Raw genomic sequence first — 15,120 nt, forward strand, 5'->3', positions numbered from 1 at the left:
GATGACCCGTAGCCAAAAATGGATAAAGTCGAGCTCAGAGGATGTTTGAAAAGTATTTTTAGTAACTTATAGACCTCGGAAACCTAACCCCCCTAGCCCCCCTTCCCTACAAGGGAATGGGGGTTTTAAAGCCTCTCCCCGAAACGGAGAGAGGAGTGGAAGTGGGGTCTCTGGTATACTTTACGACTTTTCAAACAACCTCTGAGCGATAAATCGCTCACTACAAACTAGGAGTTTATTTTATTTATCTTTTTTCAAAATTTTGGTCTGTGCTGAACAGATAGCTGGTTAACACAACAATAGTTTTAATCAACTACTGCTATTACTCAGATATTCCTGGTTCAATTCGTGCGCCAAGCTGAAGAACTCGTCCAAGGTCGTCAGCGTTTCGCCAGGTTTCGACGATCTTACCATCAACAATATAATGAATGAACGTAGCGGTGAATGTCTGCTGACGGCCGCGACTAAGTATGCCAAAAAAACTCTCTTGGATGCAGGTATTAGTCGCACGCACAACAACTTTATCACCTTCAGCGATTACGTCTTCGATTGTCCATTTCTGCTCGATAGAGCCAAATGAACCAAAGAGTTTGCGTACCCCTTCAGGGCCGAGGGGAAGTCCTGGTAAACTACCGTGCATTTCGAAAGGAGAGCGTTACTGTTTCCTGCTGTTCATTGTGCAATGTCCAGGTCACATTGTTCTGACGATGAGCCATACAAAGCAACGCATGACCGATCAAATCAGCGATCGCTTTTGGTTCGCCAGCGGTTTTGAGATAGGTCGCGCTGGCAAAGAGTTTCATGCGATCTGTGCTAATCTGCCGCACGATCAGGGATGAATCGTGCAATTCCCCAATCCGAATCGCTAGATCGTATCCTTCTTTCACAATATCTTTGTATTCAGTCGTTGCATGGAGAATCACTTGAATATTGGGGTAGGTCAGCAGAAACTCCGGCAAATTGGGTGCGAGAAAAGACTGCGCAAACAAGACGGTGGCTGTCACTCGCACAGTGCCTTGCGGATGCTCCTGGAGGCTCGCGATCGCATCATTAGAAAATCAGAAGCATCACTTCACTAACTATTAGCCGATCTTTGGGCGTGGGGCAATCAAAGTTCCACGTTCCCTCGCCTGAAAGTCATACCCAGCAATGAATTGGGTATCCTTAAAATTTTCTTTACGAATCATATCATGTCCGCTTGATTGCTTATTAAACCCGAAGAACCCCACCCCGCCAAAGCTGTGCTTTGTCTCCCCTCCCCGCAGGCGGGGAGGGGTTGGGGGTGGGGTTCTTTTATCATGGGTAATTTGGCGGACATGATATCAGCTCTTAGATTAATATTTTTGTAATAATTTCATCTTCCTGACCAGTTGCAAAATTAGCAAAGCGCTTTGCTAAAGGTGGTATAAGTACTAGGGGATTGCTAAATCCAGAGAAAACATGAACGCCTTCCAATCCTGGAATAGCACCAATTAAGGGAAGTTGATTGCTACTAAATGCCACTAAGCAGTGATACCAAGTCCCTGGTAAATGCTCTAATGCTGGTAAAATTTGACCAGCACCTTTTCGCAACCATTTTTCGCTTACGTCTGAGTTTACCTCGGCATGAGGATCTGCGATCGCCCGACTAATTTGACCGATGCGGATACTACCATCTTGAAACTGAATTGCACCCACATCTAAAATTGGTGGTACTAACTCATTACCAAGTTCATCCCACAATTCATCAACTTGAGTAGATTCAGCTTCTAGTTGAAACCGTTGCTGATTCGCTGGCATAACTAAGGTGCGTAACCTGACATCAACGGCTGGGGTTTCAATAATTTCTTCGTGGGTAAAATACAGCTTGATGGAAACACCAGCAGACTTGAGCAGCTGGCGGCCCAGTCCACCCGCACAGATGACAACATTAGCGCTGTGGAAAGTTGCATTAATGGTAGTTTGTACGCCATTTTGCAATACTTGCAATACTTGGGTAATCTGCATTTCACCCCCAGCCCGCTTAAAGGCTTGGATGTAAGCTTGTGCTGTTTTTTCTGGGTGAATATGACCGTGTTTGACAGTTAAAGCCCCAGATATCGCCTCTGGATTTAGCTGCGGTTCCAACTCACAAGCTTCTTGAATACTGAGTAAACGCGGTGGAATGGCAAAATGATTATATGATGCCGCAGTTGTTTCTGGGTCGTTATCGGCTGAAATAGTCAGTAATAAATCTAATTCCCGAAATTGAATATCAGCGTCTAACTCTTGAGATAAGATATGGTAACGTGCGATCGCTTCTTCGCACAATCGCCGAGTTAGCAATGTAGTACCAGACCAATAAGCCAGCCCACCATAACTATAACGAGTTGCATTTTGTGGTGTAACATCTTGTTCTAGCAAAAGTACAGCAAAACCTTTTTTCGCTAGTTCGTAAGAGAGTGCAGCACCCGTAATTCCGCCACCGACAACAATCCAGTCGTAGGTTTTCATATTTTGCAAATTATAAATAGGTTAAGGTAATTCGTAATTGATAATGACGTTCGCGGAGCATCTCAAAGAGAAGATAGTAATAGTAATTCATCAATCTCTTGAAGATTACCAAGAAATAAATTATCCAATCTTGTGGGGTGGGCGTCTCGCCCGCCCAAGGCTTGGGGCGGACAAGATGTCCACCCCACAAGAAAAATTGTATGTTTTTTTATTTGTCAGTCCCTAAAACAATAATTTGTACTCAGTTATATAGATATTTCAGTAACTAATATTACTAAAATTATGCATAATTTATTTTCGTTAAAACTCGATAATTACTAATAAAAATTTTTCAATTATCGATTAGTAAGTATAAAATTATACATTAATATCAGAATACGATCGAGGCGATCGCTAAATCCCGCAAAGAAGACAGCGTAGGCATAGCCCGTCGTAGACATCGCCCCTATCTAAACCCCAAAATCGATAAAGGCGATCGCCAAATCCCGCAAAGAAGACAGCGATCGCCTTTATATAAACCCCAATATCAGAGTATGAATATCATCATGTCACAATTACCAGAATCTGCCCAGTCCAAGTTAAAACAGTTTTTGTCTGGGGAAAATTTCGATACATCCACCAGCCATCAACCAACCCGACAGCCATTACCCCGGCGAGAACCGATAAAACATACATTGATTGGTTCTGCCAAAGCCGTTACCAGCACCATCCACTATTTACAAGTAATTGGTTATGCCAGCGTTGGAGACTGGAGTCCATTAGTACCCACCGAGAATCCAGATAAGGTGATGAGCATTTTAATCCGCCAGATTCTTATCCACTAACCTAAATGTCGAGACGTTGCAATGCAACGTCTCTTTTCTATTCGATTTAGGGACTGATAAATAAAAAAATATACAACTTTTATTGTGGGGTGGGCGACACGAGAGCCCAGTTCATAGGGCGGACAAGATGTCCACCCCACAAGAGTGGATAATTTATTTCTTGGTAATCCTTTACAAAGCAGTAGGTGCGGGTTCGCCGACAGCAGAAACCACGTTTTTACGCACATTACGCTTGCGATCGCTTTTACGAATACCTCCAGCCATCTGATATTCATAGCTATTCTTACCAAATTTATAAGCAATACCACGCAAAATTTGCTCAGAATAATCTGCTAAATCTTGCTCATTTTCAAGGATCTGGGTTAGCAAGACATCAATAGTAGAGAGGGTAGTATTGTATGCTTCTAGAGATTGTCGCAGACTTTCGATTTTTCCAGTATAATCTTTGACTGACAATCCTTCTCCGACATCTAGACTTGAATTGATAGATTTAACGCTTGCTAGACGTGTTTCAGCTTTACCAAGAATACGTGAATTTCGTTTTGGTCTTGCCATAATTGCTACTGATTTTTCAAATTTACCATAACTCAATAATGGACAATTGTTTCAAAAGTTGTCATACGTAAAATTATTGGTTTTTATTTAAAAACCTAAAATTTAAGTAATTTCCGGCTACTTCTGATAACGTGAAGGCGGAATTCGATCCAGAGTGCGCGAAACACTCAAACGTGAAGGCAAAATTCGATCCAGGGAAGACGGAATTCGATCCAGAGTGCGCGAAACACTCAAACGTGAAGGCAAAATTCGATCCAGAGTGCGCGAAATACTCAAACGTGAAGGCGCGGTGTACACACATCTCTAAAAATCCTACCCATTCAATATTTCTGTTCAAATGAAAGTCCCACACTGAGCAAATATCCCGCCCGGAACTAAAGTTCCGGGCTGATAAGCGAAAGTCCTCTAAAAGAGGACTAAACTAAATTTCTTGTTTAGTCTTCTTTTAGAAGACTTTGGTTATGAGACTCGGAATTTATTCCGAGGCTAAAGTTCCGGGCTGATAAGCGAAAGTCCTCTAAAAGAGGACTAAACTAAATTTCTTGTTTAGTCTTCTTTTAGAAGACTTTGGTTATGAGACTCGGAATTTATTCCGAGGCGGGATAGATACACTGCACCAACACTTGTGTGTACACCGTAGAGGGGTTGGGGGTGGGGTTCTTTTATTATGGGTAATTTGGCGGACATGATATGAGAACTTAAAACTACGTTCAATAATTGAGAACATTCTCAACTATTTATCGAAAGCTTAAAAACCTGCCTTTGAAAGGGGAATAAAGGAGGGTCTATTCAACTTATGCAAGAGGCCTACTTTCTTAATTACGAATTACCATAAGTTGCTTGTAAACGTTGTAAAAGATATTCTCCCGCCAGGATAGGCGGATAGATAGGCGATTGTTCTTTCTGGCAACTCTCCAAACAACTAATTTCTGTATCATCATTAGGATGACAGAAAAAAGCCATAGAATACCGCGACTGATTCACTCTTTTATCAGTGGGAATCATCACTCGATGCTTAGTTGAGCAAAATCGATGATTTGTCCACCGTTGCATTAAATCGCCAGTATTGACTATTACAGTATCAGGAATTGCAGGCGCAACAATCCACTCTTTAGATACTGTCTGTACTTCTAACCCGCCAACCTCATCTTGAAAAAGTAAGGTAATACTACCATAATCGGAATGCTCGCCAGCACGCACCTGTCCGGGTTTCGCTGGTGTCTGCAATGGCGGATAGTGTAATAGTCGCAACGTATGATTTTGTTGATTATGTCTGATAGTAAAAAAATCTTCTGGCAATTCCAATGCCAACGCATAAGCTTGTAATATCGTATTAGCAAGTTCTGTACAACCAGCGTAGAAGGTAACAAGAGAAGCATCTATCCCTACCGCTTGTTTGTTTACATTAAATGCCTCTTTTAAATCGCCTGGTTTATTGGGGTTAAGACGTTCTCTTTCAATCCCAACGTAACCCATATTACTAAATTCATCACTCCAAGCTTGTTTTTGCTTAACTTCTAAAGCTAAATTGAAAAAAGATTTGCTGTGAGTGAATACTTCCTCGATTAACTCTTTTGATATTCCCGAATTTTGCAAGTACATGAAGCCAATTTCATGACAAGCCTCATAAATTTGTTTGATGACAGCTTGCCGAGTTATTGCGTTGCCTTTAGTAAAATTAGTGAAATCAATTACTGGAATTCTAACCATTGATTCAAAATACCACATCTTTACGCAACTTCAGATTTTGAATGCGAGTATCTTCGGTAGCTGGTACATCCTCCTGAGCAAATGGAATCTGGTTAAACTTAGCAGCCAGATATTCTGCTAATGCATCTTGTTCGGAGCCATCAGCAGCAAAGGTGGCTAAACCTGTACGTTTAGCATCTTTTGATATCAAATCAACTTGTTCAGTTTTAGGAAAAGGATAACCATCACCACCATTTGCTAGGAAGTTTAAGGTGACAGCGCGGAAGATGCGATTAGAGTCACCCACTAACTCTGCATTTTTCACTACTACATCAATAATTTTGCCTTTCCCGTCTTTGATAGCCAGGGATTTAACACGCTTACCTGCTGGCAAATCTGGGTCAAAGCTAAAGGCTAATCCCGCTATTTGGGGAAAACTGCCAGGGGTAGCACCTGGTGCGATGCCTGCTACACTGTGTTCAATTATTACTAGTAGTTCTTTTGCATTCAAAGTTACTAAAGTCAAGCCATTGTTGAACCGTAAAGCATTGGTGATATCAAGTTGGGAAATTTCCTTTTCTTTCTTACCTGCCACAGGATTTGCTTGGGGTGGCAGTTTGATAACATCCCGCGAGCGAGTCGAACCTGGGGGAAAGGTATATATACCAATATTGTCACGGATACCGCCACCATTTTTAATGGAAATGACAGTTTTAGGATCGTATCTCTTTGCGATCGCTAAATTAGCTTCAGCTGTCAAATTCCCTAAATTGGTTTCTTGAGTGCGGACATCACCCCGCCAGCCGTTGAGAAAAACGTTGGTTTTCCCAAAAATCTGACCATCTTGGGCAATAATCACTTTTTTGAGTGCTTCTGTAATGGCAACAATTTTAGCATCGGGTTTCCCACCTACAGCTGCTACACCTTGGGAATCAGTCGCATAAGCACCGCTGATTTTAGGGTCAATGCTTTGGGGAATAATCACTCCCTTGGCATCAAAGTTAACTACTAGACGACCAACATAGCGATAGTTTCCATCGGTATTAACTACAGCTATCGGATTACCATCTGCGGCTTTCTTGATGATTGGATAAGTTCCAGCAGATTTATCACCCACTCGCAGACGGTCTGTTTTGTCGGCTAGTAAGGTATTGGAACCACCAGCAACAATAATATCTACTCCCTTAAGTAACTGTGCTAGCTTTTGCTCAATCGCAATTTGCTGCATGTGTGCCAACAAAATGACCTTATTAATCTTGGGGTTTTTCGTCAGCAGCGTATCAACAGAAGTTTGAATTTCAGCAGCCAAAGCAGCGATATCTGCGGTATCACGGCTATTAAATTTTTTAGGCAAGACAGTCACACCACCGGGAGAAGAAATAGTCCGCAGTGTGGGAGTTGTTGCCCCAACTACAGCAATTTTTTCACCATTGACAGTAATAATGGTGCTACGGGCAATTTTATTCGGAATTTTATTTGCCTCTTGCCCATCAGCAGTAACTAATTTTGCCAGGTCTTTATCAGTGCTGAAGTCTAGATTTGCGCTGAGATAGGGAAATTTTGTACCTGGGTAATCTTCTTTAGCACGCAGCAAGTCAGCGACAACACCCGTACCTAAATCAAATTCGTGATTGCCAAAGGCGATCGCACCAAACCCAAGAGCATTTAAAATTAAAATATCTCCCCGCCCCTGTCCACCAAAAGCTGTGTCACTGGCAAATAAAAAGGGACTGGGAATATAAGCATCTCCAGATGAAAGAATTAAGGTATTAGGATAATCAGGCTTACCGTCGCGATTAGCATCCTGATTTTTCAGTGCATTCAACACCGCCGAAAAGTTCGGTGCATCCTTCAGCGCCGGGACACCTGCTTCTTGGTCGGAAGTATGTAAAAGTTGTAGTGTGAACCCTGACTTCTGTGCTGTTTTAACTTGCACCACACCACCAGCAGTTCCTAAAAATAAAAATATGCTAGATATAATCAAGCTAGTCCTTAAATCTCGGCAATTAAACTTACTGAAAAATTTACTTTTCCGATTTAAAAAAGACATAATAAATTTTCTAGCCTATCACTGTATTATAAATATCCCATAATAAATATTTCATAAGATAATTTTAATATTCCTTTTTATCTTCACATCTGATTGGAAATTGCCTATGTATAGATAAAAAACAAGAAAGGTGGGAAAAGTAGGAAAAGTAGGATGTTTTCTATCACCCCTTGATTATCAGGTTATTACACGGTAATTTGAATCTTATGTGCAGCTTTTGAAAAGGAGTTTGGGGGTATGTAAAAAAGTCACTGCAATTTTGAAAGGAAAGTTTTCAAATGAAAAAACTGAAATAAAATAGGAAACTTAGAGTTAAAAAATGCGCTTTTTTAACTCCTTTTATATTAAAAGTTAATTAATAATCTACCTTTCCAGGGCAATTGCAAAGACTGCGAAGAACTTTTCTACTTTCAGTAGACTTTTGTACTCAATGAAAAATCACGTAGCAATCGCCAGTGATAACCATTAGTTGCGATCGCACGAATCAAGGGATACAAAAAATCGCCTGATATGTATACCAATTCAATTAATGATTGCAACACATCCTTGGGTAAAGACGCGACGCCAGTCGCTACAACGGGGAGGCAGCGCGGTCTTGGGGGTTCCCCCCATGAGCGACTGCCGTGGGAACCCCCGCAACGCGCTGGCTCATGAATCGCGTCTCTACAACGTCTCTACAAATGGTCTATTTGTTGCATTCTTTTCTAAAAAATAAATTATCCCAAATTATTTATAGATTTGTAGGGGCGCAAGGTCTTGCGCCCTTACTTAACCTGGCGGGGCTGCTTCTTCAAAGGGACGGATAATCGCCGGCGCTGGTGTCACTTCTGGTTTAAAAATTCCTTGCAATGCTTGTTCTAAGGTTTGCGCCATAACAATCCGGTTTTCGTAAGCAACTACTACTCGTACCAAGGTTGGCAGACTATTCTGTGTGGCTTCTATATAGATTGGCTCGACATACAGCAGCGATTGCTGAATGGGAATTACTAGTAGATTACCTTGAATCGCTCTCGAACCCTGGCGATTCCATAAGGAAATTTGCTGAGAAATTACTGGATCTTGGTTAATCCGCGCCTCGATTTGCTCTGTTCCGTAAATCAGGCGTTCTTTAGGAAAGACGTATAGCAGCAGCTTACCGTAGTTTTTGCCATCCGATCGCGCCGCTAACCAAGCGATTAAATTAGTCCGTTGTTTGGGAGTATAAGGTAAAAACAGAAGAAATTCTTCTCTAGCAGAGGCTTCGCCAACAAAGTCTCCGGTGGGTAAACTAGTAATCAAATAATACGGCTCTACCGGACGAGGTTCGCTACCATAGATTTCATTCGGAATCTGCCACTGGTCTTCCCGGTTGTAAAATACTTGGGGGTCGGTCATGTGGTAGGTCATCAACCGCTCAGATTGAATTTTGAAAAAGTCCTCTGGATATCGGGTATGACTGCGGAGATTGACTGGCATTGTACTGAGCGGTTTGAACATATTGGGAAATATCGCTGACCAAGTGGCAATGATTGGATCGCTTCGATCGGCAATGTAAAACTTTACAGTGCCGTGATAAGCATCGATCGCTACTTTGATAGAATTGCGAATGTAATTGATACCATCGCTACCCGTGTCTGAATAGGGATAGCGATCGCTCGTTGTATAAGCATCAACAATCCAATAAAGATAGCTGGGATTACTGGGGAAATCTTGATTAGCAGCAGCAGCAACTAAATAAGGATCGCTGTCAAATTTGAGGAAGGGTGCGATCGCTTGAATTCTTTGCTTGACATTTCGTCGCAGTAGCACTTTTGTATCTGGCAAAAAGTCCCGCGTCAGCACCATCTGCCAATCTTTCAAATACATTGCAAATAGCCATCGTCGCCATATTGAACCGATTTCAACGCCACCTAGACCCTCATAAGAGTTGTAAACATTATCACTACCGCTAGGGTAGTCTAGCTCTCTAACTCTTGTGCCAGTCATTACATAAGTATTCGTAATTTCACCGTAATAAATCCGGGGTTGCCCAATGGGAATACTTTCACGAACGGCTTGATTAGAAGTTGTGAGAGCGCTACTATTACCGCTAATATCTTTAACAAAATATTCTGGTAGTCCACCCGGCCCAACTGTATTAACTGGACTAACAGTAAACCCGAAACCGTGGGTATAAATTAAATGACGATTAACCCATGTTTGAGCTTCCTGTGGTACGGCACTGTAGTCTAATTCTCGCGCGGCAATTAATACTTGCCGCCGTTCTGTTGAGTCAACTGCTTCCTGCTTAGGTTCTGGCGGCTGAGGTGAAGGTTCATCTGTTTTGAGAGTATATCGATCGATATCGGCATCAGGGAACCGATAATACGGCCGAATTTGTTGCAGTTGACGATTAGTTTCTAAAAGTGGTCGCTCATCCCAAAGGCGAATATTCCGAATTGTCGAGGCATTCTTTTGAATATCAACTTCAGTCAGTGTTCCTTGCGGGTTGAAGCTTCTAGAATCGATCGCCTCTAAATCGAATGCTTGACGAGTTAAGGCAATAGTCCGCTGAATGTAAGGTTGCTCTCGTTGCAACTCATTAGGCTGAACAATTAAATATTGCACCACAGTAGGTAAAACAACATCAGCAGCTACAACTAATACTAAATAAACCCCTAACCCATAAAAGAAAAAGCGACGATACCGAGATTTGGATTTCCAGAAAAACGTTCGCCAAAGGAGGTAAGTTGCGATCGCTACTGCCACAATCCCCAAAACGGTGTAAGCTGGCAACTGGACTGTCACATCCGTATAGCTAGCACCATAACTCACTCCCCGGCTAGAATACACCAGTTCATAGCGACTTTGCCAATAACTAAAAGCCACTACCAGCATCAACAAGCCACCCATACCGAATAAATGACGTTGCTGCTGGGGTGAAAAACCAGGGAAAATCCCCTGACTCAAACTATCTGCCGACAAAAGATAAGTGAGAGTAACGGCGACGAAGCCATACAAACATAAACCCATCAGCCAGAGTTCTAGCAGTTCCCAAAAAGGTAAAGAAAATACGTAAAAGCTGATATCTCGACCAAATAAAGGCTCAGTGCTGTTGAAAAGTGTAGGGTGCAAATATTCCAGCACCTTTGGCCAGTGTCGGAAGATGATGAAGGCAAAAATGGGACTGGAGAGAATTGCGATCGCAGTCAGTAAAAATTGCGGATAGATTAAAATGGCGATCGCTACTCCCCCAATTAAACCGAGATACCAAACTTGAGAGACAATCTGCTTCAAAAGTTGCCAGATTGTCTCCAGTCGAAATAGAGCGGGAACGGGTAGAATAGCCTGATTAACTGGAGAATGCCAATAGAAAAGAGCAATTTGACCATAGTGAGCCAGCATTAACCCAATTAACAAGCTCAATATCAGAGTTAAAGGTAATAACCAGCGCAATTTTAATGCTTGAGGGCGTTGTGGCGTAAGTATCCGGGTTTGGTTGCGTCTTAGATAATTAGGACTGAGAAAATTTGTTAATTCACTGTTGAGTTCTGCTTGCTCAATCTTTAACTGGGAATATTTTAGCCGTTGTGCTAAAGCCAAGTTTAACAGTAGATAGGCAGCAGTTATTCCAGCCACGACTACCCACAAAATACCACGAGTCAGCAGCCTCAACAAAAATACTTGCAGATAGCCGACTTCCCGAAACCAAAAAATCTCTGCTCCCAAACGGCAACCCAGATCCAACAGTAGCCACAGCCCCAAAAATCCGATTAATAGCCTAAAGCCCCATTTCCAATACATTGATATGTAATTTAAGAAGAACGCCAATTTTCTATTTGCAAACCGTTTACTCTTTGAAATTCTCGAACATTAGATGTTACAACAAAAAGCTAAACCACATCTAGTTTGCATATCTAAAATTTATATAATTTTTGTGGGGTGGGCAACATAAGCGCCGTAATTATGCGAGTAAATAACCCATCATTAAAACTCGATTTCGTTAGGTGGTAGCAGTTCGTCCCGGTAGGACTCAAAAATAATACTTTCTACTACACCTTGATGTTGCATAATAGTTTCTGGCCAAGTGATGGGTTTTGTTTCTAAGAAAGTAACAAAGACTTTGCTTTCAGTAATACCTTGTGGTTTTTCAGCTAGTTCGATTTTGCCATTTTTATAAATTCCTTCAATGGTTCGTAGCATTGTTTTTACCTCCTATCGAAATTCTAGTAGTACGGTGTACACACAAGTCTCAAATAGTTGATTAACTAAGGTTTTACCCCACCCTAACCCTCCCCTTATAAAGGGGAGGGAACCAAATTTCCTATTTCCCCCCTTTATAAGGAGGGATTAAGGGGGGTAATTCGACTTGTGTGTAAACCGTAGTCCGAAGAGTGGGAAGGGTACAATGAATTACCCGGACTTGATATAAATCCCAAAATGCTCCATCCTTAAACGTGATTTGTGCGATCGGCGATCGCTAACAATGTAGTTCCAGTTTAGAACATCGGAGTTCTCAGGGTAAGGCTGACGATGAGATGAACAGTTAAGCAGTTAAATAACCAGTAAAATAGTTCAATTACCGACAAGTGTTGTGTGGGGAGATTCTAGCCAGTTGCTCTCGCTCGACAAGCGTGCTATACCAATCTTGTAGCCACTACAGCACTCTCACAACTGGCCCGCGCCAGGACAATAAAACGACGATGAATTCACTTGGATCTCAGTCGAGAGTTGAAGTACGAGATCGAGGGATGTCTCCTTTGAACAACCCCAAGGATTGGTCATGGTCATTCTGGGCTGCTGTCCCACTCTACCCCTACGGCAGGCGGCGGACAGTTCGTCAGGAAATAGTTAAGGATACTATCTGGACATTCGATCAGCTTCACGGCATTCTCTACACCATCGTGCCGATTCGCATGACTATCGTCAAGCTTTTTGCCGGAGGACTTCTGGTTTATGCACCCGTTGCTCCCACAACTGAGTGTGTCCGCTTGGTTAATGAGTTGGTAGCAAAGCACGGTGAAGTTAAGTATATCTTACTGCCAACCAGTTCTGGTCTAGAGCATAAAGTCTTCGTTGGCCCCTTTGCTCGTCGCTTTCCTCAAGCACAAGTGTTTGTTGCCCCGCACCAGTGGAGTTTTCCGTTCAATCTGCCGCTTAGTTGGCTAGGTTTTCCCCAAAAACGAACTCAAGAACTCCCAGAGGACTCAAGCCTTGCTCCCTTTGCTCTGGAGTTTGACTATGCAATATTGGACATCGACTTGGGACGAGGATCTTTTGCAGAAGTTGCATTGTTTCACAAGCGATCGCGCACTCTGCTTGTAACTGATTCTATACTTTCTGTGCCAGTTGACCCACCAGAAATCCTCCAATTAGATCCTTATCCCTTACTGTTTCATGCCAGGGATAATGCCTCGGAGACAATCGAGGACAATAAAGACAACCGTCGCAAAGGATGGCAACGCATTTCACTGTTTGCGCTTTACTTCCGTCCAAGTGCTTTGGAAGTTGCTTCAGTCAAACAGATGTTTCGTGATGCTCTCAAAGCACCAGAGCGATCGCTAAAAACGTACTTTGGTTTATTTCCTTTTCGCTGGCAAGAAACCTGGAAGCAGGCATTCGACGCTCTACGAGGCCAGGGACGACCATTTGTCGCACCGATTTTGCAAATCCTCATTTTTCCTCAAGCACCAAAACAAGTCCTCAAATGGGCTGATACAGTTGCAAGTTGGGATTTTCAGCAGATTATTTCCTGTCACTTTGAATCGCTAATTAAAGCAAATCCGCGTCAATTTCGGCAAGCATTTGCTTTTATGGAAAAAAATCTTTCTTCTAGCGAAAGCCAGCCTTTATTGGAGGAAGACTTAAAATTTATTCAGGAACTTGAAGCGAGTCTAGTTAAACGCGGTATCGCAACGCCAGCTAAAGAGGATGTCTGAGAAGTATCAAATATTTATCGATCCCCCCTAACCCCCCTTAAAAAAGCTACGGTGTACACACATCTCTAAAAATCCTACCCACCCAATATTTCTGTTCAAGTGAAAGTCTCACACTGAGCAAATATCCCGCCCTGAACTAAAGTTCTGGGCTGATAAGCTAAAGTCCTCTAAAAGAGGACTAAACTAAATTTCTTGTTTAGTCCTCTTTTAGAGGACTTTGGTTATGAGACTCGGAATTTATTCCGAGGCGGGATAGATACACTGCACCAACACTTGTGTGTACACCGTAGCCTTAAAAAAGGGGGGAATAAGAGTCTTAAAGTCCCCCTTTTTAAGGGGGATTTAGGGGGATCTCCAAGGATTAGATGTATATAAAAGAACTTTTCAGACATCCTATAAAGAGAATTTGTAATCAACTAGCTGAATTATTTAAAACCTCAGCGATCGCCTGGGAAATCGGTAAACCAGGACAGCGTTCCAGCCAGAAGAACTCGCCAACTGGGTTAACTTCCAGGAATACATGACGACCATCAGGAGTCAAAATAATATCAAGCGCTCCATAATTTAAACCAAATTCTACCATGAGTTTGAGCAATTTCTCTTCGACATCTTCGGGCAAAGTGTATGACTTCCAAGCGTCGAGTAAGGCGATTCCCTGTTTGCGCCAGTCGTAACGTGCCTTATCCAAAGCTTGAGAATCAACCGCAGCCGTTAGCACGCGTTTACCGACAATAATTGTCCGCAATTCCAATGCTTTGGGAATCTTTTCTTGAAATGTCATTGGGCAGAAACGTAAGCCATCAAGGTTGTCTAGATCCTCTGAGGAAATTGGATTTGTAAATACAACTTTTTCTCGCCCTTGTTCATCATAAATAGCGAAGGAAGAGAGCATTTTGGTAATCATTCCCTGCTGACACTCTTGGGCAAATTGCTTTACTGCTATTGGATTATTTGTAGTCAGAGTGCGAGGCGTATCTAGACCGATATCTCTTGCTATTTGTAATTGCAGTTGCTTATTTTCGGCTCGGCGAATATTTGGCAGAGGGTCAAGATGAAACCCCCTGATACTAGCAATCATTCCCTCAATGCTGACGCGAGATTCTTTGAGTGAGGCTTCTCTAAGTTGCCTATCCATTGAGTTGGGAATTTTTGACCCAATTGCAATGCGCCGATACCAAACAGCTGACACTTCATTTAAATCTAATGTCTGGTCATCGACACTCAAAATCACTCGCTGACTACTACCATAGTAAATATCTAACTGCATTTCTGTGGGAAATCGGTCTGTGTCAAAACGAAATGCTTTCTTTCCTTGGGCTTCAATTGCCTGGATAACTAAAGGAATACTTTCGTTATCTTGGCTGTGAGTAATGATTAAAATAGTCACGTCGCTTCGCTCCGAATTCAAAATTCAAAATTCAAAATTCAAAATTAATAATCCCCATAAATAAATTCGCCTCGTTCCCAGTCTGAAGACTGGGAATGTATTGCTGTGGGCTGCTGCCTCTGGTCAAGCCACTGGAGGCGGAGCCTCCCAGGATGGATTCCCAGCCTGGAGGCTCTTAACCAGTCAGGGCAGGGGCTATATTTTAACTTAGTGCCATTCAGCCTTAACCCAAGCGTATTGGGTTAT

11 protein-coding genes are annotated in these 15,120 nt (G+C 42.4%); 2 read left to right on the forward strand and 9 right to left on the reverse strand.

What is annotated here, in order from left to right:
* Positions 1-322: 322 nt before the first annotated feature.
* From RMZ95_RS25810 to RMZ95_RS25820, 3 genes are all read right to left on the reverse strand, one after another.
* A complete protein-coding gene (locus tag RMZ95_RS25810) occupies positions 323-640 on the reverse strand; it encodes an ester cyclase (protein ID WP_322683458.1) in 318 nt (105 codons plus the stop codon).
* The gene (locus tag RMZ95_RS25815; RefSeq protein WP_322683459.1) at positions 630-1,043 is read right to left on the reverse strand and encodes a substrate binding domain-containing protein; all 414 of its coding nucleotides are present in this window, start codon (positions 1,041-1,043) and stop codon (positions 630-632) included. The genes RMZ95_RS25810 and RMZ95_RS25815 overlap by 11 nt, the downstream gene beginning before the upstream one ends.
* Positions 1,044-1,329: 286 nt before the next feature.
* A complete protein-coding gene (locus RMZ95_RS25820; RefSeq protein ID WP_322683457.1) occupies positions 1,330-2,472 on the reverse strand; it encodes an FAD-binding oxidoreductase in 1,143 nt (380 codons plus the stop codon).
* Between the two features lie 545 nt (positions 2,473-3,017).
* On the opposite strand from RMZ95_RS25820, the gene RMZ95_RS25825 reads away from it, so the two are divergent.
* Entirely contained in the window at positions 3,018-3,296 is a 279-nt protein-coding gene (locus RMZ95_RS25825) for a hypothetical protein (protein WP_322683456.1), read from the forward strand.
* Positions 3,297-3,467: 171 nt separating this feature from the next.
* On the opposite strand, the gene RMZ95_RS25830 is transcribed toward RMZ95_RS25825, so the two are convergent.
* The 5 genes from RMZ95_RS25830 to RMZ95_RS25850 form a co-directional block, all read right to left on the reverse strand.
* Positions 3,468-3,851: a hypothetical protein gene (locus RMZ95_RS25830; RefSeq protein ID WP_289799826.1), complete on the reverse strand. Its 384-nt coding sequence runs from the start codon at positions 3,849-3,851 to the stop codon at positions 3,468-3,470.
* Positions 3,852-4,670: 819 nt separating this feature from the next.
* Positions 4,671-5,561 carry an isopenicillin N synthase family dioxygenase gene (locus RMZ95_RS25835; RefSeq protein WP_322683455.1) on the reverse strand — a complete coding sequence of 297 codons (891 nt, stop codon included), beginning with the start codon at positions 5,559-5,561 and terminating at the stop codon, positions 4,671-4,673.
* A gap of 4 nt (positions 5,562-5,565) precedes the next feature.
* Positions 5,566-7,524, reverse strand: a complete 1,959-nt coding sequence (locus tag RMZ95_RS25840) for a bifunctional metallophosphatase/5'-nucleotidase (protein ID WP_322683454.1) — start codon at positions 7,522-7,524, stop codon at positions 5,566-5,568.
* Positions 7,525-8,358: 834 nt separating this feature from the next.
* Entirely contained in the window at positions 8,359-11,352 is a 2,994-nt protein-coding gene (locus RMZ95_RS25845) for a UPF0182 family protein (protein ID WP_322683905.1), read from the reverse strand.
* A gap of 183 nt (positions 11,353-11,535) precedes the next feature.
* The gene (locus RMZ95_RS25850) at positions 11,536-11,751 is read right to left on the reverse strand and encodes a hypothetical protein (protein WP_322683906.1); all 216 of its coding nucleotides are present in this window, start codon (positions 11,749-11,751) and stop codon (positions 11,536-11,538) included.
* Between the two features lie 548 nt (positions 11,752-12,299).
* Between RMZ95_RS25850 and RMZ95_RS25855 the strand changes: the two genes are divergently transcribed.
* Positions 12,300-13,487 (forward strand): DUF4336 domain-containing protein, encoded by a 1,188-nt coding sequence (locus tag RMZ95_RS25855; protein WP_322683913.1) that lies wholly within the window; start codon positions 12,300-12,302, stop codon positions 13,485-13,487.
* Between the two features lie 412 nt (positions 13,488-13,899).
* Here the strand turns inward: RMZ95_RS25855 and RMZ95_RS25860 are convergent, their stop codons facing one another.
* On the reverse strand, positions 13,900-14,874 hold the full coding sequence (locus RMZ95_RS25860) for an MvdD family ATP-grasp ribosomal peptide maturase (RefSeq protein WP_322683907.1): 975 nt from the start codon (positions 14,872-14,874) through the stop codon (positions 13,900-13,902).
* Between the last annotated feature and the right edge of the window lie 246 nt (positions 14,875-15,120).

Origin of the sequence: Nostoc sp. DedQUE07 (assembly GCF_034530975.2) — a bacterium.
GTDB lineage: Bacteria > Cyanobacteriota > Cyanobacteriia > Cyanobacteriales > Nostocaceae > Nostoc.

Bases quoted from the DNA above. Each gene is read 5' to 3' on its own strand.
- RMZ95_RS25810 (WP_322683458.1), bottom strand. From the start codon at position 640: ATGCACGGTAGTTTACCAGGACTTCCCCTCGGCCCTGAAGGGGTACGC.
- RMZ95_RS25820 (WP_322683457.1), bottom strand. From the start codon at position 2,472: ATGAAAACCTACGACTGGATTGTTGTCGGTGGCGGAATTACGGGTGCT.
- RMZ95_RS25825 (WP_322683456.1), top strand. From the start codon at position 3,018: ATGTCACAATTACCAGAATCTGCCCAGTCCAAGTTAAAACAGTTTTTG.
- RMZ95_RS25830 (WP_289799826.1), bottom strand. From the start codon at position 3,851: ATGGCAAGACCAAAACGAAATTCACGTATTCTTGGTAAAGCTGAAACA.
- RMZ95_RS25835 (WP_322683455.1), bottom strand. From the start codon at position 5,561: ATGGTTAGAATTCCAGTAATTGATTTCACTAATTTTACTAAAGGCAAC.
- RMZ95_RS25845 (WP_322683905.1), bottom strand. From the start codon at position 11,352: ATGTATTGGAAATGGGGCTTTAGGCTATTAATCGGATTTTTGGGGCTG.
- RMZ95_RS25850 (WP_322683906.1), bottom strand. From the start codon at position 11,751: ATGCTACGAACCATTGAAGGAATTTATAAAAATGGCAAAATCGAACTA.
- RMZ95_RS25855 (WP_322683913.1), top strand. From the start codon at position 12,300: ATGTCTCCTTTGAACAACCCCAAGGATTGGTCATGGTCATTCTGGGCT.